19 protein-coding genes, 1 tRNA gene and 1 pseudogene are annotated in these 21,490 nt (G+C 64.6%); 4 read left to right on the forward strand and 17 right to left on the reverse strand.

Going from position 1 to position 21,490, the window contains the following annotated elements; translation table 11 throughout:
• Positions 1-16: 16 nt before the first annotated feature.
• A complete protein-coding gene (locus J8F10_RS03970) occupies positions 17-1,915 on the reverse strand; it encodes a hypothetical protein (RefSeq protein ID WP_210652574.1) in 1,899 nt (632 codons plus the stop codon).
• A gap of 178 nt (positions 1,916-2,093) precedes the next feature.
• A complete protein-coding gene (locus J8F10_RS03975) occupies positions 2,094-2,366 on the reverse strand; it encodes an acylphosphatase (protein WP_210652575.1) in 273 nt (90 codons plus the stop codon).
• Between the two features lie 176 nt (positions 2,367-2,542).
• Here J8F10_RS03975 and malQ point away from each other — a divergent pair, with 176 nt between their 5' ends.
• A complete protein-coding gene (gene malQ, locus J8F10_RS03980) occupies positions 2,543-4,060 on the forward strand; it encodes a 4-alpha-glucanotransferase (RefSeq protein WP_210652576.1) in 1,518 nt (505 codons plus the stop codon).
• Between the two features lie 3 nt (positions 4,061-4,063).
• Here malQ and iscX read toward each other — a convergent pair whose 3' ends face one another.
• From iscX to J8F10_RS04030, 10 genes are all read right to left on the reverse strand, one after another.
• Positions 4,064-4,279: a Fe-S cluster assembly protein IscX gene (iscX, locus tag J8F10_RS03985; protein WP_210652577.1), complete on the reverse strand. Its 216-nt coding sequence runs from the start codon at positions 4,277-4,279 to the stop codon at positions 4,064-4,066.
• Between the two features lie 19 nt (positions 4,280-4,298).
• Positions 4,299-6,209: a molecular chaperone DnaK gene (gene dnaK, locus J8F10_RS03990; RefSeq protein ID WP_246522868.1), complete on the reverse strand. Its 1,911-nt coding sequence runs from the start codon at positions 6,207-6,209 to the stop codon at positions 4,299-4,301.
• 150 nt (positions 6,210-6,359) lie between these two features.
• Positions 6,360-7,070, reverse strand: a complete 711-nt coding sequence (locus J8F10_RS03995) for a DUF4282 domain-containing protein (RefSeq protein WP_210652578.1) — start codon at positions 7,068-7,070, stop codon at positions 6,360-6,362.
• 31 nt (positions 7,071-7,101) lie between these two features.
• A tRNA-Val gene (locus J8F10_RS04000) sits at positions 7,102-7,174 on the reverse strand.
• An 8-nt stretch (positions 7,175-7,182) separates the two neighbouring features.
• Positions 7,183-7,485, reverse strand: coding sequence for a carboxymuconolactone decarboxylase family protein (locus tag J8F10_RS04005; protein WP_210652579.1), 303 nt, complete (start codon positions 7,483-7,485; stop codon positions 7,183-7,185).
• A 12-nt stretch (positions 7,486-7,497) separates the two neighbouring features.
• Complete coding sequence (hscB, locus tag J8F10_RS04010) at positions 7,498-8,022, reverse strand: Fe-S protein assembly co-chaperone HscB (protein ID WP_210652580.1); 525 nt, start codon at positions 8,020-8,022, stop codon at positions 7,498-7,500.
• A gap of 80 nt (positions 8,023-8,102) precedes the next feature.
• On the reverse strand, positions 8,103-8,516 hold the full coding sequence (locus tag J8F10_RS04015) for a HesB/IscA family protein (protein WP_210652581.1): 414 nt from the start codon (positions 8,514-8,516) through the stop codon (positions 8,103-8,105).
• A gap of 74 nt (positions 8,517-8,590) precedes the next feature.
• The gene (iscU, locus tag J8F10_RS04020; protein WP_210652582.1) at positions 8,591-9,025 is read right to left on the reverse strand and encodes a Fe-S cluster assembly scaffold IscU; all 435 of its coding nucleotides are present in this window, start codon (positions 9,023-9,025) and stop codon (positions 8,591-8,593) included.
• A gap of 50 nt (positions 9,026-9,075) precedes the next feature.
• Entirely contained in the window at positions 9,076-10,293 is a 1,218-nt protein-coding gene (locus tag J8F10_RS04025; RefSeq protein WP_210652583.1) for an IscS subfamily cysteine desulfurase, read from the reverse strand.
• A gap of 64 nt (positions 10,294-10,357) precedes the next feature.
• Positions 10,358-10,849: an RrF2 family transcriptional regulator gene (locus J8F10_RS04030; protein WP_246523909.1), complete on the reverse strand. Its 492-nt coding sequence runs from the start codon at positions 10,847-10,849 to the stop codon at positions 10,358-10,360.
• 179 nt (positions 10,850-11,028) lie between these two features.
• On the opposite strand from J8F10_RS04030, the pseudogene J8F10_RS38395 reads away from it, so the two are divergent.
• Positions 11,029-11,520: pseudogene (locus tag J8F10_RS38395) on the forward strand (glycosyltransferase family 2 protein); the annotation flags it as partial.
• A 226-nt stretch (positions 11,521-11,746) separates the two neighbouring features.
• Here J8F10_RS38395 and J8F10_RS38400 read toward each other — a convergent pair.
• Positions 11,747-13,117 carry a CCA tRNA nucleotidyltransferase gene (locus J8F10_RS38400; protein ID WP_246522877.1) on the reverse strand — a complete coding sequence of 457 codons (1,371 nt, stop codon included), beginning with the start codon at positions 13,115-13,117 and terminating at the stop codon, positions 11,747-11,749.
• Between the two features lie 1,045 nt (positions 13,118-14,162).
• Between J8F10_RS38400 and J8F10_RS04045 the strand changes: the two genes are divergently transcribed.
• Positions 14,163-14,807, forward strand: a complete 645-nt coding sequence (locus tag J8F10_RS04045) for a response regulator (protein ID WP_210652586.1) — start codon at positions 14,163-14,165, stop codon at positions 14,805-14,807.
• A gap of 317 nt (positions 14,808-15,124) precedes the next feature.
• Positions 15,125-15,502, forward strand: coding sequence for a response regulator (locus J8F10_RS39705; protein WP_210652587.1), 378 nt, complete (start codon positions 15,125-15,127; stop codon positions 15,500-15,502).
• A 97-nt stretch (positions 15,503-15,599) separates the two neighbouring features.
• On the opposite strand, the gene J8F10_RS04055 is transcribed toward J8F10_RS39705, so the two are convergent.
• From J8F10_RS04055 to J8F10_RS04070, 4 genes are all read right to left on the reverse strand, one after another.
• Positions 15,600-16,454: a fumarylacetoacetate hydrolase family protein gene (locus J8F10_RS04055; protein ID WP_210652588.1), complete on the reverse strand. Its 855-nt coding sequence runs from the start codon at positions 16,452-16,454 to the stop codon at positions 15,600-15,602.
• A 158-nt stretch (positions 16,455-16,612) separates the two neighbouring features.
• Positions 16,613-18,007, reverse strand: a complete 1,395-nt coding sequence (locus J8F10_RS04060; protein WP_246522880.1) for a DUF1501 domain-containing protein — start codon at positions 18,005-18,007, stop codon at positions 16,613-16,615.
• Between the two features lie 521 nt (positions 18,008-18,528).
• Positions 18,529-20,775, reverse strand: a complete 2,247-nt coding sequence (locus tag J8F10_RS04065; RefSeq protein WP_210652589.1) for a protein kinase domain-containing protein — start codon at positions 20,773-20,775, stop codon at positions 18,529-18,531.
• Between the two features lie 83 nt (positions 20,776-20,858).
• Positions 20,859-21,440, reverse strand: coding sequence for an RNA polymerase sigma factor (locus tag J8F10_RS04070; RefSeq protein ID WP_210652590.1), 582 nt, complete (start codon positions 21,438-21,440; stop codon positions 20,859-20,861).
• Positions 21,441-21,490 lie beyond the last annotated feature (50 nt).

Here is a 21,490-nt window from a genome sequence, read left to right on the forward strand (position 1 = left end):
GCTTTTTATGGGTGAGCTATTTCGCCTTCTTCAACTCGGCATCGAGCCACTCCTTCAAGGCGCTGATCGCGGTCGGGTCTTTGACGCGGTACAGTTCCGCCTCGACCGAGTCTTCCGGCGGCATGTCTTTGTCCTTGTCGATCCGCTTCAGTAACCGCCCGAGCACGTCCTGCCTTTGCTTGCGGCTCGCGGTCTTCAGCCAGTTGTCCCGGGTGGTCGCGTCGAGTGGGTCGAACGCCAGTACCGGGATCGGGCTGAATGCGGCGGGCTTCGGTCCCGTGCGGAAGTCGTGACAGGTCGCACAGGCGTGCGACGGCAGCACTTCGATTTCCTTCTCGTTCGTCGCGCTCGGGTCGCGCTGGGGCGTACTCGTGTACGTGGTGCGTGCCGCCCAGAACCGCGCGCCCGCCTGGTGGCGCGCGGTCACCTCGACCACGCCCGCGACGAACCGGTCCTTGAAGTCGTCGCGCTCCGGTAACACGCCGTCCTTCAGCACGTCCGCGAAACTCGGTCCGGTGAAGACCGTCTTTGCGAGTGTCGCGGGCGTGACGTCGGTGCGGCCGATTCGCGTTACGGCCAGGGAGAGGTTTGTCGCGAGGAACGTGCGATCGCCTTCACTCAGTCCGATGGCACGTGCGAGAGCCACTGCGCTCACGAGTTGCGAAGGGTTTTGGGGAGCGGGGGTGTTGGGGCGCACGAACGCTTTGGGGTTACTCGGTTGGTGTAGGGACGGCAGGCCGTGCGCGCCGGTCGCCCGGAGCGCATCGTACTTCGTCACCGGATTGGTCCCCGTCGGTCCCTTCGTGGCGACTATCTTGTTCGCGGGCCCGGCGGGGCTGAAGTCCGCGAGCGCGCTAGGCGCGAGCGCCTTGTTCGCGGCGTGCGCTTGTTGCAGGAACGGGACCAGATCGAGCTGGTTGAGTTCGAGTTTCAATTGCTTGTCGAATTTCTCGAGCGGCCCTTGCGCGGCGATCGCGGAGAGCAGCAGCACGAGCGCCTTGCGCCCTTCGGCGGTTTGCGCGAGTAATTTGTACCGCGCGCGGTCCCGGAGTACATCGGCGCCTTGTCGCACCGCGGCGTCCACTTCCGGTCCGCTCGGCGCGAGGAGCTTCAGTCCGTCGATGTCATCGCGGAGGCCAAGGGCCGAATCTTCTTTTCCTTCCTGGTTTTGTCGTGAAGTGAACTTGAACAGCGGGGTAGAGGTCGTGCGCACCAGTTCGTTAAACGCGGTGTTCGACCACGGCGCGACACCCAGGATCGGCCCCTTGTTCTTGTGGCAACTGAAGCAGCGGGCGCCGTCGAGAATTTTTAGTTCGGGTTTCTCGCTCATGCCCTCGATCACGCCGAAGTCGAACTTTTGTTTCCGGCTGTTCCACGAAATAAATTCGACGGTTTTTACGACCGGTCCGTTCTCACTCGCTTCTGTGTTCGCGGCGAGGAACAGCCGACCTTCGAGGTACGTGCTGTTCGCGGCGGCGCTCCCGAGCGGTGCGGACGTGCCGGCGACGAGTCGCGTCGGTCCGCGCGAGCCGCCCCACCCACCGAATCCGCCGGTCGCTTGCGCCACCATCCCCGGGTGCGATGACGGGCGCGTCGCGATGACGACTCGCGGGTGCGACAAACCGGAGTTTAGTGCAACGGCCGAGAACGTGACCGGGAGTTGCACGAAGTCGCCGAGCTTCCTGAGCGCGGTGGTAAGTTCCGTCCCGGTTGCGGGTACCTTCCACCCGTTCGCTTCGATTACCGCACCGATGGCCGTGTGCGCATACGGCGGCACGCGGTCGTGTGGGGGCGGCGCCACTTCCGGGACAAAGGTCAGACCCGGGTTGGTGGGTGCGGCCGGGCTCGGGGCGGGGATCGCGCTAACGGAAAGGGCCAGCGCGATCGCGGTGAGGCACGGGCATGCCTTTTTCATGTCGCTCTCGGGTCGGGGGACGGGCGTGTTGTTGAACCCAACGACGGAGGTGCGCGGACGTTGGCGCGGTCGGTAAAAAACGTTCAGCGATCGGTTTTCGTGTGCGGACGTAATGTGCGACCGCTGGCGCAAGTTGTGTTTCGATTTGAGTTATATTGGATTCGTTGGTTCATCGAACTCAGTAGCTGATGAGAAACCCGGTGAGTGCGTGGTCCGGTTCGCGCTCGAAAATCTCTTCCGCTGTGATGTGGTCCGCCATGCGCTGGCGGACGTCGGCCAGGAACGCTGCAATTGCTCGCGCATCCCCGTCTGCGAGTAACTCGACGCGCCCGTCCGCGAGGTTCCGTACCCATCCGCGGACTTGTGGGTGGGTCCGCGCGATCCACGCGGTCGTTGCGCGGAACCCGACGCCTTGAACGTGGCCCGAATAGTACACGACTTTCGCCATCATCGGTTCCTCGTACTGGCGGCACGAACACAACCATCCTAACGTGGTGGATTGGGCCGGGACACGGATCGCGTTTTTTGTTTTGACCCGTGTTCTTCTGTGTTCATCCGCGGCGGCTCTTCTCTCTTCTCTTCTCATCTGATACCCCAAATGGAGACATTTCCGCGCCGAGGGTCCGTATGGCCACATCGTCACTCCCGCGATCGTCCGGTATCCTGCTCCACCCCACGAGTCTCCCGGGACCGTTCGGCATCGGCGATCTCGGGCCGGTCGCGTACCGGTGGGTGGAGACGCTCGCCGCGATGAGACAGTCGTGGTGGCAGGTGCTCCCGCTCGGTCCCACCGGGGCGGGGGACTCGCCCTACCAGTCGCTCTCCGCGTTTGCGGGGAGCGTCAACCTGCTCAGCCCCGAACTGTTGCAGCAAGACGGCCTCGTTAGCGCTGATCTGTGGGCGAACGAGCACTTCGCCGACGGGGACGTTCAGTTCGATCGCGTCACGCCGTTCAAGACGAAGATGCTCCGGACCGCGTGGGACTCGTTTCGAGGTGGGAAGGCCGCGCACCTCAAGCACGACTTTGAAAACTACTGCACCGCCGAAGCCGGGTGGCTCGACGGGTTCGCTCTGTTCGTTGCGATCCGCGAGGCGCTCGGTAACACGGGGCTACTCGCGTGGCCGCCGGACCTGCTGCGCCGGAATCCGGTTGCACTGGGGGAACTGGAGAAACAAATCTCGGGCGAAGTGTTGATGCACAAGTTCGGGCAGTTCCTGTTCGATCGACAGTGGACCGCACTGAAGAAGTTCGCGGCCGACCGGAAGGTGAAGATCATCGGCGACGCGCCCATCTTCGTCGCGCTCGATTCGGCCGACGTGTGGGTACACCCGGACGAGTTCCTCCTGGACCCCGACCGGAAGCCGACTGTTGTTGCGGGCGTGCCGCCGGACTACTTCAGCGAGGACGGGCAGCACTGGGGGAACCCGATCTACGACTGGGACCGGATGGAGGCGACCGGCTACTCGTGGTGGTGCGCCCGCGTGCTGCGCCAGTTGAAGCAGGTCGATCTGATTCGGCTCGATCACTTTCGCGGGTTCCGGCAGGCGTGGCACATCCCGGCCACGGAACTGACCGCGCGCGTCGGGAAGTGGGTGGACGGCCCCGGTATGAAGCTGTTCGAGCGGCTCCGGACCGCACTCGGTGGGTTGCCGATCATTGCGGAAGACCTCGGGGTGATTACGCCCGACGTGGTCGAACTGCGCGACGCGCTTGCGCTACCGGGCATGCGCGTGATTCAGTTCGCACTCGAAGGGCCGACCAACTTGCACTGGCCGCACAACTACGTCCCCAACTGCGTGTGCTACACCGGCACACACGACAACGACACCGTTCACGGCTGGTTCGCGACCCTCAACGATCGTGACCGGAACTATCTCGCGCTGACGCTGGGGAAGGGGATCGGGGACGTGTCGTGGGACTTGATTCGTGAGGCGTGGGCATCGGTCGCGACGGTCGCGATCGCGCCGCTTCAGGATCTGTTGAGCATGGGCAGCGACGCGCGGATGAACAAGCCGGGCGTCGCTGCCGGGAACTGGCGCTGGCGGTTCCGGCTCGACCAGTTCCGCCCGGACGCGATTCAGCGGATGGCCGACCTCACGACGCTCTACAACCGCGTTCCGTCGGAGCCGAAGCCCGGCCCGTGACCGTTACTTGTCGTCGCCGTACTCGTCCTTCCACTCCTCGTACCACGCCATTTGGATGGCTTCGAGGAGTTTTTCGTTCGACTCGTTCGGCTTACCGGTGAACCCTTCGAGGTTCATCACGTGCTTGTGCAGGTCCGTGAACCGCACCGAGAGCGGGTTAATCGTGTCGAACTGGTCGAACAGCGCTTCGCCGATTTCGCGCCCGTCGGTCCACGTCATGGGGGAATCCTCCAACCGCTTACAGCTTGTCCGGGTTCAGGTCGTCCGCGTCGGTGCCGCCGAGTGATTGCCGAAGTACCTCGTTCATTACCAGAGTCGCGAGGGGGTTCGTGGCCGCGCCGAATTCGTCAATTGAGCGCTGGAGTACGTTCAACTCGGACCCGGTGATGGCGGCCCGCAGGGTTTCGCTCGCCGAAGCGATCGCGGCGCGCTGATCCGGTGTGAGCTTGTCCGCGGCCTGTGCGAGCGCCTTCTTGGTGTGACGTAAGTCGTTTTCGGCCTTGTTCCGTAGCTCGATGAGCCGCCGCGTGGTGAAGTCTTCTTGTGCGTTCTCGATGCTCTCGTTGACGAGTTGATCGACTTCCGCAGCCGAAAGCCCGTGCGCCGGCTGCACGGTGACTTGTGCCTGCGCGCCGCTGCGCTGCTCCTTCGCGGAAACGGTGAGGATGCCGTCCTGGTTCACCAGGAACGTGACATCGACCTGCGCGAACTGCGCCGGCATCGGCGGGATGCCCGACAGCTTGAACGTGCCGAGGAACCGGCAATCCTTCGTAAGTTCGCGCTCGCCCTGATAGATGTTGACCAGGATCGCGGTCTGGTTGTCGGCGCCGGTCGTGTACCGCGTGGTTGCGCGGGCCGGTACGGTGGTGTTGCGGTGAATCAGCTTGTCCACCACACCGCCCAGTGTTTCGATCCCGAGCGAGAGCGGCACCACGTCGAGCAGGAGCATGTCCCGGCGCCCGCTCGTGAGGATGTCGGCCTGCACCGCAGCGCCCAGCGCCACGACCTCGTCCGGGTTCAGCCCGGTGTGCGGCGTTTTGGCAAAGAACTCGCCGACGCGCTTGCGCACATACGGGATTCGCGTCGACCCACCGACGAGAACGACTTCATCGACTTGCGCCGGGGTGAGATTCGCATCGCGAAGTGCGGCCTTGCACCGATCCAGGCTGCGATCGATGAGTGGTCGAATCAGTTCCTCGAACTCGGTCCGCGTAACGGTTCGGCGGAACGGCGCGATCATTACCTCGCGCGCGGAAGAACTCAGATCGACCACGAACTCCACGGCGTCGGCGGTGCTGAGGGCGATCTTCGTGCGCTCGGCCGCGTCGCGGAGGTGTTGGAGCAATTCGGGATCTTTCGCAACCCCTTGAAGGTCGATCCCCATCTCTTTGGCCGCGAGGTGCATCAGCAAGCGGTCGAAGTCGTCGCCGCCGAGGTACGTGTCGCCGTTGGTCGCGAGTACCTTGAATACACCTTCGGCGAGCGACAGCACCGAGCAATCGAACGTGCCGCCGCCGAGGTCGTACACGGCGACCGTGCCGGACCCGCGCCGGTCGAGTCCGTAGGCGAGCGCTGCGGCGGTCGGCTCGTTCACGATGCGCAGCACGTCCAGCCCCGCGATTCGGCCGGCGTCGCGCGTGGCCTGGCGCTGCGAGTCGTCGAAGTACGCGGGGACCGTAATGACCGCCTTCGTCGGGTTCCCGGCCCGCTTGCGGACTTCCTTCAGGATCAGCGCGGAGAGCTCCTCCGGCGTGTACTCGTGCCCCCCAATAGTGACGCGGAGCACCTTTCGATTGTCCCCGGTCTCCCGCTCGACGATCTGGTGCGGGATGAGTTCGAGTTCTTTTTTCAGGTCCGCGAGCGTGCGGCCCATAAGCCGCTTCACGCTGAAGATGGTGTGTTCCGGGTCGGACAGGGCCCGCTCTTTCGCCGCGCTCCCGACGAGCACGGACCCGTCGTCGTGAAAGGAAATACAGCTCGGCACGAGCGCGACACCGGCCGCGTCGCGCACGACGACCGGGCGCCCGTTCTCGACATACGCGGCGAGGCTAAAAGTCGTTCCCAGATCGATACCGACAACGGACGGGTTCATCATGATGTTGCGGTGCTTACCGGTTGAATCTCGAAGTGTCCGCGGGCGCGAGGGCATCGAAGCTCGGGCTTAAACCCGCGGAGACGAATGCACGGAGACGAGGCGGATCGACACACAGAGGCAACTGGATGTACCTCGCACGCCCGTTCCGCCTTTCGGAATGTCGCGGAGCAGATCGGCCAACGCGGGCGCTCTTCCCGCGCCAGATCAGGGCACCGGCGGCGCTGGAGGGGCGGGCGGGGCGGGCGGGTTGTTCTTCTCTAACAGCGCTTTCACCTCACCCATCCGGTCATAGATCGCGAACCCGAGGAGGATCAATTCGCAGTAGATTCGAGCCAACAGGAGGTAGAAGGGAACGCCGATGACGAGATACCCGAGCCCGGCCAAGATGATTTCAACCTTCCCCGAAATCAACCCGTAGAGAACCGCGATGAGCCCGCTACCGATGATAATCAGGGCCGCCAGGATGAAGATCACTTTGACAAAAGCCGGTGCGATGAACTCCTTGAAGAACAGAAAGTCCTTCACCATGTTCTTTTCGTTACCGGTCCTCTTTGGCTTGCGCGCGGGAATGTCGTCCTCGGCGTCGTCCTCGTACTTCCGCTTCTTCTTGACGTCCCGTGCGTCCTCTTCATCGTCGTCGCGTGAGCGGCCCTTCGGGGGCTTCGGCGCTTTTGCGGCTCGAGATGGCCGCAGTTCCTCTTCCCCTCCGGCATCGAAATCAAAGGCGCCGCCGACCGATGACGCGGGGGCCACCGGCGCGGGTGGCGGGGGCGCTTTGGGTGCGGCGTTTTGGTAGTCCAGTCCTTCCTCGGTCACGACGACCGGGGTGCCGCAGTTCTTGCACGTGAATTTGCGGCCGATGACCGATGCGTTCACGTTGTACGCGGTTCCGCACTTGGGACAGGCGTTCTTCATGGAGAACTCGGGGCGGGAAATGTGTGAAAAGTGGGCGTGGAGGGACTCGAACCCCCGACTTCCTCCTTGTAAGGGAGGCACTCTAACCGCTGAGTTACACGCCCAAAAACTATCACCCGATGGCGTGGGTGCCGTGGGTCACGGCTCCGCCCGCGCGAAGGGCCGCGGCCACCAGTGTCGCCTCGGTCAGTTCGGCCTCCGTTGCGCCGGCGGCCTTCGCCTTCTTGACGTGGACGTCGATGCAATACAGGCACTGTGTCGTAACGGCCACCGCCACGGCGATCAGCTCTTTGACTTTTACGGACAGCGCGCCGTCTTTGAACACCGCCGCGTTCAGCGCATCAAAGGCCGCCATGCCCTCCGGGGCCAACTCCTTCATCGTCTTGAGTTTCTTCAAGTTCGCCGGGTCGTACATCGTGGCTCCCGTTCAGTCGTGGAGGTCGCGGAGCAATCCGCGAACGTACTTCGCCGCGTTCAACAGACCCCGCACTCGAATCCGAAGGTTCGCGCGCTGCGCGTCTTCGGGCGGGAGCGCGGCGAGTTGCTCGAACAGTCCCGCCGCGTCACTCATCAGTCCGTCGAACCGGGCGCTGAAGGCCCGTTCGAGGCGCTCCGTTTCGGGCCGCTTTCCCCGGGCCGTCTCGATCTCCTCGCGGGCGTCGAGCATTTCCGCGAGGAACGCGGGCGGCACCTGTTTGTGTTCCGCCGCACTGGGGCCGCCTTCGAGCGCGAGCAGGTGTTCGGCGCGGGCGAACGGATCGCGGAGTGTGTTGTATGCCTCGTTGACCGCGGCTGACAGTTCTAGACTCGCGTTTAGGTCCGCCGACGAGCCCGCGAGGTGGAAGTCGGGGTGAACCGCGCGCGACCGCGCCAAGTACGCTCGCTCCAGTTCGCCCGCATCAACAGTAAACCGCCTCGGAAGGCCGAGGCGGTGGAAGTGGTCTTCGAGCATAGTGTTCGGTGTTCAGTTCTCAGTGTTCAATCAATCGAGAACGCTCGGCGGACTGGTTCGACCGAGAACGAAACACCTCCTTACATGCTGTACGAGCTACCGCACCCGCAGGTGCTCTTGGCTTGCGGGTTCGAGATCGTGAAGCCGCGCTTGTTGAGGTCGTCGTGGAAGTCCACGGTGGCGCCGTTGAGGTACAGGAGCGAGCGCTTGTCCACAACCACTTCGATGCCGTGGAACTCGAACTTGTGGTCCGACTTCTCGTCGTACTTGGCGTCGAGGTCGAGCTTGTTCTGGAACCCGCTGCACCCACCGCCCTGCACGCGGACGCGGAGGTACAGGGTGCCGCCCGGCTCGATCTCCTTGCGCTCGGTCATCTCGGCGATGTGGCGCTTGACTTCCAGCGCGGCCTTTTCCGTCACAACGACGGGCGGCGCGGCCGGAGGCGCGTCCTTGAGGCCCAACCCTTGAGTTTCGGTCGCAACAGCGGTGGACATCGTAATCACCTTTCGTTCGGTCGAGGGATCGGGTCGAATTTGTTATGGGATTATACCGCGGCCCGGGTGCCGAGTTACACCCCGGCCGGTTCCGGTTTCGCGCTTTTTTCAGCGGGCGCGTCGGTCGTGTCTTGCTTCTCGTGGTAGTTCTTCAGGGCCGCTTTGATCGCGTCCTCGGCCAGCACGGAGCAGTGGACCTTGACCGGCGGGAGCGCGAGTTCTTCTACGATCTCGGTGTTCTTGATCGTGAGGGCTTCGTCCACCGTCTTGCCCTTGAGCCATTCGGTCGCGAGGCTACTCGACGCAATCGCCGACCCGCACCCGAACGTCTTGAACTTCGCGTCCTCAATGACGCCCGTGTCCGGGTTCACCTTGATTTGGAGCCGCATCACGTCGCCGCACTCCGGCGCGCCGACGAGCCCCGTGCCCACGCTCGGGTCCGCGATATCGAAGCTCCCGACGTTCCGCGGGTTGTTGTAGTGGTCGAGTACCTTTTCGCTGTACGGCATGTCGCTCTCCTACAAAATATGATGCGGCCAACGACCGCGGAGGTTCAGAATTAGTGCCCGGCCCACTCGATGGACTTCAGGTCGATGCCCGCTTGCACCATTTCGTACAGCGGGGACATCGCGCGGAGGCGGTTGACCTCGCGGACGACCAGTTCGACGACGAAGTCCACTTCCGCCTCGGTGTTGAAGCGGCCCAGCCCGAACCGGATGCTGGAGTGCGCGAGCTCGTCGCCCACGCCCAGTGCCCGGAGGACGTAGCTCGGTTCGAGGCTCGCGCTCGTGCAGGCGGACCCGCTCGACACGGCCACGTCCTTGATGCCCATCATGAGCCCCTCGCCCTCGACGTAGGCGAAGCTGATGTTCGCGCTGCCGGGGAGGCGCTCGGTGGGGTGCCCGTTCAGGTAGCTCTCGGGGAGCTTGTCCATGATGCCCTTGCGGAGCCGCTCGCGGAGGGCGAAGGTCCGCTGCGTCTCTTCCGGCATTTCCGCCTTCGCGATCGCGCACGCGACGCCGAGGCCGACGATCAGCGGAACCGGGAGCGTGCCGGATCGCATCCCGCGCTCGTGCCCGCCGCCGTCGATCTGCGGTTCGAGACGGACGCGCGGGTCTTTCTTGCGGACGTACAGCGCGCCGATGCCCTTCGGCCCGTAAATCTTGTGCGCGGTCAGGCTCAGCAGGTCGATCCCCATGTCTTCCACGTCGAGCGGGATCTTGCCGACCGCTTGCACCGCGTCCGTGTGGAAGAGGATACCTTTCTCTTTGCATAGCCGGCCGATGTCGCGGACCGGTTGGAGGCTGCCGATCTCGTTGTTCGCGGCCATGATCGACACGAGCACCGTTTTGTCGGTGAGCACCTCGCGGATCTGCTCGGCGTGGACCTGGCCGTACTTATCGACCGGCAGGTACGTGACCCGGAACCCGTCGCGCTCGAGCCGCTTGCAGGTGTCGAGCGTGGCCTTGTGCTCGGTCGCCTGCGTGACGACGTGGTTGCCCTTTTTCTTGTACATCGCCGCAACGCCCTTGATCGCAAGGTTGTTGCTCTCGGTCGCGCCGCTCGTGAAGATGACTTCCTTCGCGCTCGCGCCGATGATCCCCGCGATCTGTCCGCGGGCCGTTTCGACGGCTTCTTCGGCTTCCCAGCCGAACGGGTGGTTGCGGCTGGCCGCGTTCCCGTACTTTTCGGTGAAGTAGGGCAGCATCGCTTCCACCACGCGCGGGTCGGTGCGGGTGGTCGCGTTGTTGTCCATGTAAACCGGCATCTTCGTCATGATCGTATCCGAGTCCTGGTGCCGTTGGGCGGCTGTTGTGGTGCGGGGCAGGGGGCTACCGCCGTCACGCCGGGGAAGGTTGTTCAACTGTGTTGGCCGAACAGCACCCGGTCGCGGCCAAAAGGGGCAGCGCGTGGAGCGCGGACGGTTTCGCTTTTGGGTCGAAGAGTTCGACGAGCATGACTCCTTGCAACACGCCCATCAGTCGCTGATGGACGTCCGCCATCGGCCCTTTCACCGTGCAGGAGGTCGCGTGCGAACAGGCTTCGGCCCGGGCGTCGGTGGTGTGGTTACATACCGTGAGTTGGAACCCGTCTTCCACCGTTTCGAGCAGTTCCGCGAGACTGGTGGTGGCCGCGTCGCGGGCGAGTGCGTACCCGCCCTTGACCCCGCGGTGGCTCGCGACGAACCCGTTCTGGCACAGTTCTTTGAGGATGTTCGCCACGAACGAGCGGCTGAGGCCGAACTGCTCCGCGATCGCGCGAGCGGTCCCGCCTTCCTTCCGCTGGTGAAGATACGAGAGTATGAGGAGGGCGTAATCGGCCTTGCGACTCATCAGTGTCACGGCTCGCCCTCGCCCGAGTGAAACAGTGCTTTCGGGAATCAGCACTCCCGCTATTCCATTTCTACCCGAGGAACCGCAGCCGACAAGTGCTATTTCGCCAACGACCGCACTTTACGCACCTTCGGGGAGTTGCTAAATGGCGAGCGCCAGGCCAACTTGGGAGCACCCGCATGGACGCGGCAAATCGCGCAGGACTGAGTCTCGTGATCCCCGCCTTTAACGAGGCCGCGGTGATTGCGCGTGCGATCGCCGAAGCGGAAACTGCGCTCGCTGCGCACTTTGAGGCGTTCGAGTTGCTGGTCGTCGATGACGGCAGTTCCGACGACACCGCTGCGGAAGTGCGCAACGCCCTTCCGGGCGCGCCGCACACGCGACTCCTGCGGCACGAGGGGAATCGCGGGTACGGTGCCGCGCTCCGCACGGGGTTCGAGGCCGCGCGGTTCGAGTTGGTCGCTTTTACGGACGCGGACTGTCAGTTCGACCTCACGGATTTGGCGCGGCTCGTGGACCTCGCGACCGAGGTGCCGGTCGCGGTCGGGTACCGTGCCGACCGAAAAGATCCCTGGCGCCGGCGGTTCCTGTCGTGGGGGTACAACGTGATGGCCCGCGCGCTGCTCGGGACGCGGGTCCGTGACGTCGATTGCGCGCTGAAGATTTTTCGGCGCACCGTCCTCGCGGGGCTGATGCCGGAGTCGCGCGGGTTCTTCGTGAACACCGAGATGATGACCCGCGCGCGACAACTGAACCTGCCAGTGACCGAAATACCCGTCACGCACCGCCCCCGAGCTGGGGGCGAGAGCAAAGTATCTCTGCGCGAAGTTCCGCGAACGGCCCGAAAGCTGTTCTCTTTCTGGTGGCGCGAAGTGGTTCGCGGAACGTCACCCGTACTCACGCCGGCGGTGTTCCAGACGAAGGTGCCGGTTCCGCAAGTAGTTGACGCACTAGAGCGTGTGCCTGCTCCTTCGTTGTCGCGCGACCCTCAAGTTGTGCCTCCCGCACGGCATCGAGCAGCCGCTTGAACGCGGGGCCGGGCTTCAATCCTCGGGCAATCAAGTCTTCACCGGTCAGCACCGGTGGCGGGTTCAATTCTTCCGGGGGCGTGTCTCTCAGCACGCGCTCGCAGAACTCGACGTGTTCGAGACTGCCTCCACGCGCAAGTGCGATGGCCCGGTGCAGTGCCAACAATTCGTCGATGCCGGGGTGAACGAGGATCGTCTTCAGCTTGCTCGCGCGCATTGTGGACGCATCAACGAGATACCCCTGTTTCTCCACGAGCCAACTCAACCGCACCGTTTCGACGTTTGACAGTTTCAGCCGTTCGGCGATGCGCTCGGTGGTCGCTTTGCCAACAGTGTGCAGCACCGCGGCGAACACGAGGGGGAAGGAGGCGACTGAAGAACCTAACCCCCCAACCCCCTTCCCTAAAAAGGAAGGGGGAGAAAAATCATCGCTGGTATTAAGCCCCTCTCCGTTTAGGGGAGGGGTTGGGGAGGGGTTGTTTTGACCTCCCCCCAACCCCTCCACCACGCGGACCGCGTCCGCCCACACGTCGGCGGCCGCGATCTCGGGAAGTATCGCCGCAGCCAATCCCAGTTCGTGCAGCAGTTCCAGTCCGCGTGCGCGGTTCGGGTGAACGAGCAGTTTGCGTAATTCCTCTGCTATCCGCTCCGCGGACACCACTTGGATTTGTGGTGCCATTGCTCGAGCGGCGGCGTGCGTGGCGGGGTCGATGGCGAGCGCGAATCGCGTGGCCATCCGCGCCGCACGCAGGATGCGCAACTTGTCTTCGGTGAAGCGCGCGACCGGGTCGCCGATCGCACGCAGAACCTTCGCGTCGAGGTCCCCGCGCCCGCCGACGAAGTCGATGAGTTCCGCTCTCACCGGGTCGAAGAACATGCCGTTGATGGTGAAGTCGCGGCGCTGGGCGTCTTCTTCGGGCGACGAGAACCGGACCGTCTCGGGGCGCCGACCGTCGATGTAAACGCCATCGGCGCGGAAGCTCGCGACCTCGATCGTGAGCCATTCGCCGTCGTCGCTCTTCGGCCCGATGACCTGCACGACGCCGAAGTGTGCGCCGATCTCGTTCCGCCGACGGAATAGAGGTCGCAGTTGTTCGGGACGGGCAGACGTGGCAACGTCATAGTCTGCGGGGACGAGGCCGAGGAGCTCGTCGCGCACGCACCCACCGGCCCAGAGTGCCGAGAAACCGGCGCTCTGGAGTTTGCGGACGACGTCGAGTGCGAATTCGCGGTCGGTCATATCTGTCGAGACGGTGATTCGGGGTTCGCGGCACGGCTTCGAGTTGATGTTATGGTCCCGGCGGCCCGAAACCCGAGTCGGCGCTCACGCGGCTAACATTTGCTAACATTTTCGGCTCCGCGCCGGTGTACCGCGAATTCTCCGGGCGAAACGCAGAATTCCACGAGTGCGCGGCTAACATTCGCTGACATCCGCAGACTATTTCGTCGGTAAACGCCGTCCCATGAACCATTCCGGGACTCGGCCGTCGCGTCACATCGGAATCGATACTGGACGGGTGTTTATTTTATGTCCGGTAAGTGTCCAGAAACAAAAGCGCCCCGGACGAGCTTTCGCCGGCTCGCCGGGGCTTGGCCCTACAAGCTCGCGCCTGCGGGTGTGCCGTCTCAGGGAGTGTCCACGATCTCCGGTCGCCGGCCTTTAACCTTGTTAACCAACCGCCTTACCGTTAGGCGACCCCCGCGTACAGTTGGGCGAAGCGCGGGGGAATGGAATCGAACCATTATGTGTTGGCTGGGGCCGTTCGTTCGATTGAACACCTCGGCACGGTGCTGAACCTGGCGTGACAACCTGAACCTACGGGGCAGCAGTTCCGCCTCTACCGTTGGGCTACCCCTTCCAAGGTTGGGAGTGAAGGGGGTGGGAGTCGAACCCACACTGTGTGCTGTCCCAATGAGCCGAAACCTGAATCTCAGTCTGCACGCCTGTGCGGATAACATGATGCTCCACGAGGAGAAAAGGTTCAACCCCGGCCCCACTTTTCCGTGCATTCCGTTCTCGCACGGTCCGGGGATCTTGGTCGGAGTTCTGGAACACTTCCGCCGGCTCCTTTCACCGACGATTCCCGCGGACGAACTCGAGCCCACTGAAACTCCCGAGGCGCCGAAGCGCCTTTAGCCCGGGAGCCGGTTCGCCGTGCTCGAGTGACGTCTCATTCGGGTCTGTCGGGAGTTTCCCGGACGCCAGTCAAATCGCCACATCGTATTCCCTACCTCGTCCACTTTCACCGGCGCCTTTCTCTCGTTGACGCAAGGACCGGGGTTCCATGAACAAGATCCGCGTGCTGCTTGCGGACGACCACGCCATCGTCCGCGAGGGGCTGAAAGCGCTGATTAACTTGCAGCCCGAGATGGAGGTCGTCGGCGAGGCGGCCGACGGGCTCCTCGCGGTGGCTCTCACTGCCGAACTCGACCCGGACGTGGTGGTCGTGGACGTGTCGATGCCCGGGTTGACCGGCGCGCAAGTGACCCAACGGGTCCGGGCCGCCCGTGCGGACCGGCGGGTTCTCGTTCTGACGGTCCACGAGGACAAGAGTTACCTGAACTTGTTACTCGAAGCCGGGGCATCGGGCTACGTTCTGAAACGCGCGGCGGGGGCCGAACTGGTGCAGGCGATCCGCGCCGTCGCGGGCGGCGGAACCTATTTGGACCCGGCGCTCGGCGCGGTCGGTGACTTCGTTCGGCCGGCCCCGGAGCGGGAACCGGCGACCGTCGAACTCAGCGAGCGCGAGGCGGAAGTGGTGCGCCTGATCGCGCTCGGCTACAGCAACAAGGAAATCGCGGCCCAACTGAAGCTCTCGGTCAAGACGATCGAGACGTACAAGACGCGGTCGATGGAGAAGCTCCATATCCGCAGTCGCGTGGAGATCGTTCGCTACGCCGCCAAACGCGGGTGGCTCGAAAATGTGTGACCGATGCGTGCTGGTTGGGACGCAATCGTTTTTCGCGCCGTTATGACCCGCCGCGCTTCCGACGGACGTGCCCCACCCTCGTCCCGCTCGAGTAAAGATCTCTCACCCGCGCTCAACTTCGACGGTTGAGATCGTGTGTCGCACAATCGGATCGAGGTTCACGAGCCGAGGAGAACCAAAATCCGAGCCGCAGGGCTCAAACCGGTGGGTTGTTTCTTCCGATTTCGCATTTTCCTGACAGGGTCTCGGTTGCAAATCTGATAAGTGAGCGAGAGATCGAACACACCAACGCGCCGGCCTGGGACGGGAGAGGGGCTGTGGAAAAGCACCCGAAAGGGGCGGTTCTGGTCGTGGACGATATGGCGACCGTTCGGAACGTACTGGCATCAATGGTTGCGTACCACGGGTACATTCCGTTGCCGGCCGAGAGCGGGGTCCGGGCCACTGAAATCTACCGGGCGCGACGGGCCGAGGTCCGCGCCGCGGTGGTTGATGTGCAAATGCCGGAGATGGACGGACCGGCCACCCTTGCGGCCCTTCGGGAGATCGACCCCGGCCTACCGTGCGTGTTCGTTAGCAGTGGTTCGGGGGACTACGGCGCCGACCGGTTGCTCGCGTTCGGGTCGGTCGTCGTACTGAACAAGCCGGAACTTCTAGAAGCCCTCGGATCGGCCCTCGCAGCGTTCGGCCTGTGAGAGCGGAGCGCTCACGAATCGCCGAAGGTAGGCACTTCCGTGTGCCGTCGTTGCCGCGCGTGCGAAACCGCGGCACGGAAGTGCCTGTTACTTGGCCTCACGCGACCGGGTTGCGCAGCGTCCCGATGCCCGTAATGGTGATGCTCACGTCGTCGCCCGACTGGAGCGTGAAGTCGTCGGGCGGAACGATCCCGGTCCCGGTGAGCAGGATCGCGCCGTTCGGGAACTCGTTCTCCTTAAACAGCCACTCCGCGAGGCTCTCCACGGTGCGGGCCATTTGTGCGAGCGTCGTGGTGCCCTCGAACGCGATTTTCTTCGACCGCGTGATGACGAGCCGGATTTCCACCACGGGGAGTTCCGGCATGTGGCCGACGGGCGTGATGAGCGGCCCGATCGCGCACGAGCCCTTGTAGATTTTCGCTTGCGGCAGGTACAGCGGGTTCTCGCCCTCGATGTCGCGCGAACTCATGTCGTTGCCGACCGTGTACCCGACGATCTTCCCCTCGGGCGAGATGACCAGCGCGAGTTCCGGCTCGGGAACGCTCCAGGTCGCGTCGCCGCGGACGCGCACCGGTTGGCCCGGGTGGACGACCCGCGCCGGGGTCGCTTTGAGGAACAGTTCCGGGCGCGGGGCGGAGTAGACCTTGTCGTAGAACTGCGCCGCGCCCACCGATTCCTCTTCGCGGGCGATCTTGCTCCGCTTGTAGGTGACGCCCGCGGCCCAGATTTCCTGCTGGTCGATCGGCGCGCGGAAGGTGGTGCCCTCGAGCCGGTCCGCGGTGGCCAGCGAGTCGAGTAGCTCGCCCGCGGTCTTGACCGGGTCCGGGGTGTTGAGCAGATCCGCGAGCGTCTTGATCGCGGGGTTGCGCCCCATATCGAGCGGGCGCGCCAGCCCGTGTTCGACCACTACAACTGTCTCCTGACCCGCGCGCCGCACCTTACCGAATTGCATGACCGAACTCCAACGGAAGAGGATTCGTGCTGTCGTTGTATGAGCCGAATCGCGCCCGGTTCACTCTTTACCCAGCAGCAGATCGACGACCCAGCACCCGCGCACGGGCGTCTGGTGCGCGGCGCCGCGCCGCGGATCTGCTTCGCCCGGCTGGAGCGTCACCCCAGAATCTGCTTCACCGGTTCACCGCGGCAGATCGCGAGCGGGCGCCCGAGACCGTCCTGAATCTCGGTATCAAGCGGGATGCCCAGTGAGTGGTAGATCGTGGCGTGCAGGTCTTGCGGCAGCACGCGGCCGTCCTTCGGGTACGCCGCGAGTTTGTCGCTGGAGCCGTACACGACCCCTCCCTTCACCCCACCTCCCGCGAGCGCGACCGAGAAGCACGGCCCCCAGTGGTCGCGTCCGCCGGCTCCATTAATTTTCGGGGTGCGCCCGAACTCGGCCATCCACACCACCAGCGTGTCTTCGAGCATCCCGCGGTCCGACAGGTCTTCGAGCAGGGCGCTGTACGCCGTGTCGAGCACCGGCATCAGCTTGCGCACGCCCTCGGAGTTGTTGGTGTGCGTGTCCCAGTGCCCGTTGTTCGGGGCGTTCGCCACCCGCGTCCAGTTCACGCGAACGAGGGGCACGCCGGACTCGACCATTCGGCGCGCTAGCAAGCACGACTGCCCGAACCGCGAGCGCCCGTAGCGGTCGCGCGTCTTCACGTCTTCGGAGTCGAGGTCGAACGCCTTGCGCGCCGCGGGGGACGAAATCATCTCGAAGGCGCGCTGCGTGTGCGTGCCAACCTCGCCCGGTGCGGTGTGCCGGTGAGCGACCGTTTGCCCCAGGGCTTCGAGTAGCCCCTTGCGCCCGTGAAAGCGCGCGGTCGGTACCTCGGGCGGGAGCGACAAACCCGGCACCTCGAATTTCCCCAACTCGGGCGCGCACGTGACGAGCCACGGGTCCGATCCGCGCCCGAGGAACCCGCCGTCTTGACCGGGCCACGTGAGATTACCGTCGTTCGCGCTCTGCTCCGGGAGCGTGACCGATGCGGGCAGCGTGCAGTGCGGTTGCAAGATTTTCCGCACCACGCCCCCGATGCTCGGCCAGTCGTTGGGCGCGCCCGGCTTCGCGTTCTCCACCTGCATCGGCTGGTGCGGGTAGCCGGTGGTCATGTAGTAGCCGCTGGCGCTGTGGGCGCTGTCGTTGGTCTGACACGCGCGGAGGACCGCGATCCTCTCCGTGAGGCGACTCGTCTTCACCATCGTCTCGCCGACGACGAGGCCGGGCGTCGCGGTGCGGATCACGCCCATGTCCCCGCGCGCTTCCGCGGGCGCGTCCGGCTTCGGGTCCCACGTTTCTTGTTGCGGGGGCGCGCCGAGCAGGAACAGCAGAATGACGCTCTTCTTTTTGGCACCCGGGGCGCGCGCGCGATCCGCATCTTTTGCTCGGGCGTGGAGCAGACCCGGGAGCGTGAGGCCGAAGGCGCCGAGGGAACCGATGGTGAGCGCTTCGCGACGGGAAACACGATCGCAGAGGCGTGACGCCTCGCGCGTAAAAAGGGACAACATCGGGCGGGCTCGCGTGGGTGGGAGGGTTGCGAGTCGGGCGGGTAGGATGGGGCTCAGTATGCCGCGCAGCAACAGAGAAGTGAAGCGTATTTCGGTCAGTTTTCAGTCGCGATGAGTTGTGTTGATCGGAGCAGGAATTCCCCTTGAAACACGGGCGCGCCCGCGAGCGGGTTCCGCTGCAAGCGGCGCACATCCGAAGCGAGCGTCAGCGGACACCTCGGGATTAACGGGAGGGCCTCGAAGGGGCGGACGATGTGTCCCGAAACGCCCGCATTCAAGCCCCTTCACCACCGTTGCAGGGCCGCTCACCGCGTGCGAGAATCGCCGCGGATTTGCGGGAATACCACAGGTGGTGCGGTGGGAGTGCGGTAAACGTATCGAGCGCGGTCGCAACTTGAAAGGGTCGATCATTCGTCCGTCGCGTTCGGGATCAGCGATCTCGCCCGAGGTTATGAAACCAGTTGCGCGGCACACGAACTGTGTTAAAGTTCCTACTCTCGGCTCCGGCACGCGCAGCAGGGTCACTTCTGATTGCTCGTCTTCGGCGGGGGCAGTTCCTTGACCCCCATCCGACGAATTCGCATCGTTCCGATACCGGACACTGAGAGCCCGAGGCGCCCGGGCTGCGGCTGTTCAGCGAGCACGTGTTCCGTCGTCAGTACGTTGTTGATGTACACGCTGATGTGTTTGCCCTCGACCACGACTTCCTGCGTAAACCACTCGCCGGTGCGGAACCGCACGGGTAGTTTGGGCGTCACGCGCAGGTTCCCGTGCTGTATCACTCCCGTTTCCGCAACGTCGCGCCCCGTAGCCGATCCGATCTGGGCGCGGTACCAATTCCTTTCGCGCCACAGGTAGAGCATGGACCCGGCCCACCCGTCCCCCTCTATGGTGGTCATCTGCACGCGGAATCGAAAGTTCTGGTAATCGCTCTTCTCGGTGAGGAGGGCGCCCCAAGAACCGAAGACATCAAAGCGCGCGGTCAGTACGCCGTCCGCAACCTCCCACGGCGGGCGGCGGTTTGCGGGTCCAAATTTACGGGTCTCCCAGCCCGTGAGATCCTTGCCATTGAACAGTGCGACGTAGCCGTCACCTTTAACTGGTGGCTCTTTCCCCTTCACCACCGGCACTTGCTTCCCTTGTTCCGGTGGCACGGGTGGCGCCACCGGCTCGAGTTTCGCGGTCACGATACGGCGTTTCCCGTCCTCGATCTCGACCTCCTCCCCGCGGACCGTAACGCCGTCCTTCTTGATCTCCACCTTTCGTGTGCCGGGGCGGACGCGGACCTCCGCTTTCTGGCCGTCGCCCCAAGTCACCGTCACGCGCTCCCCGTCCACGAACACGTCCGCCCCGTCCGGCAGGTTCTCCAGCACGATCGTCCCGTCCGCCGTCTTCACTTTGAACAAGCCCGCGCCCCACGCGCCGACCGTCCCGGCACATAGCCCCCCGGCGACGATCGCGGCCCACAACACCCACGGGGTCCGCCGCGCCGACTTGAGCGCGTGCGCCTCCGCCGTGCCCGGGTCGGGTTCTTCGGCTACGGACGGGACCGGCAGAGTGGGAGCAACATTTAGTTCGGGCCACGAACCGGTGGGCGGAACCCCCAATCCAACCGCCGACCCGGACCGGTCCGGTGAGATCGAGGGCCGGCCCGGGTTGAAGAACGGGACGAGAGCGTTCGCGACCTCGACCGGAGTTTGGTACCGGTCGACCGGTTTCTTGCGCATCATTTTCGCGACGATCGCGGACACCCCCTCCGGCACGTCCGGCCGAACATGGTGGACCGGATGCGCCTCTGTTGAGTGGTGAGCCTGGAGCACCTCGAACACACTGGTGCCGCTGAACGGCGGCTTGCCCGTGAGCAAAAAGTACAACGTGCAGCCGAGGCTGTAGACGTCGGCCCGGACATCGGCCCGGCTCGCATCGAGGGTCTGCTCCGGGGCGATGTAGTGCGGGGTGCCGAGCATCTTCCCGTCGCCCGTCAGCCCGCTGTCGGCCTTCTCGCTCGTCACCTTGGCGAGCCCGAAGTCGAGGATCTTTACGACCGCGGTGTTACCCTCTTGAGCGAGGATCAGGTTGTGCGGTTTAATGTCGCGGTGAACCATCCCCTTTTCGTGGGCGTGCTGGAGCCCGAGAGCGACCTGGTGCGCGTAGGAGCAGGCGCTCGCCACCGGCAACGGCCCGCCCGCTTTGACCACCTTGTCCAGATCGTCCCCCGCGACGTACTCCATTGCGAACACGAGCAGCGGATCGATTTCCAGGGCCGCGTAAGCGGCGACCACGTTCGGGTGCCGGAGCTGAGCGGCGGCCCGGATCTCTTGCAGGAACCGTTCGGTCACTCCGGGGGCCGCGAGCAGCGCCCGGTTCGCCACTTTGAGAACCTCGATCCGGTCCAGCAGCCGATTCCGCGCGAGGTAGACGACCCCCATCCCGCCCTTCCCGAGTTCCCGCACGTCTTCGTACTGCGGGTGGTTCGCGAGCTCCGAGGGGACCGCTTCGTCACTCGTCGCGCCCGGCCACGGGGTCGGGCGCCCGTCCCGAGCGACTACCGTTGAGGACCCGTTCGGGGCCGGGGTTCCGTCGCGCCCCTGGGCCGCCCTCAATCGACCGAGGAAGCTGTCGCCCGAGAGCCCCGCGACCCGGTCGCGGCAGGTCGAACACCCCTCGACGTGGTTCGCGATCGTGTCGGCATCGGCGTCCGCTAACTTCCCGAACCCGAACGCGGCCAGCGTGTCATCGGTCGGGTGAAGAGCAGCTTCGGCGTCCATCGTCGGGCTCCGGTACCGGGCAGAGATCGGCCAACAAAGAGGAAAGGCGCGGAGGGGTACGAACATGTCGCGAATCCGCGGGCTCAATCGATGAGATCGGCCGCTTCTTCTCGCAAGCGCTTGAGGACGCGCGATTTGGCTACGATAACAGCGTTCACGGACAGGCCCGTTTGCTCGGCGACCTCTGTTGCGGTCCCCTCCCCCAGGGCAAACAGGCGGAACGCCTCCCACGTCGGCGGGGTGAAATCGGGACGAACGGCGGCGAGGAGCCTGTCGAAAACGTGCCGGTCGTGCTCCCGGTCCCACTGGTGGGCGAGCGGGCTCGCCGGGTCTTCGAGTTGGGACAGGTAACCGTCCGCACCGCGGAAATCGTCCGGCGCCACCGACCGGTAGGTTCGCCGCCACGCCCGCACGCGGTTGACGGTCACCTGCCGGAGCCACGCCCGGAACGACCCGTGCCGCTGACGGTGGAACTCGGGCAGTTCCCGAACGACCACGACGAACACGTCTTGGGTCAGGTCGTCGATCTCGCGTGTGAGGCCCGGAATTCGGGTGAGCCACGCCCGAATCAACGGGCGGTACAAATCGTGCAGGCGGCGCCAGTCGGTGTCGGCGGGTGCGGGGTGCCGGAGGCGCTCCAGTAGGCTGGTGGAAGTTGTGTTCACGGGCGCCCGCGGATGACGTTGCGTGCTCGGCACTCGCTCGGATAAAGGGA

The sequence above is a fragment of the Gemmata palustris genome (assembly GCF_017939745.1).
In the GTDB taxonomy this organism is placed as follows: domain Bacteria; phylum Planctomycetota; class Planctomycetia; order Gemmatales; family Gemmataceae; genus Gemmata; species Gemmata palustris.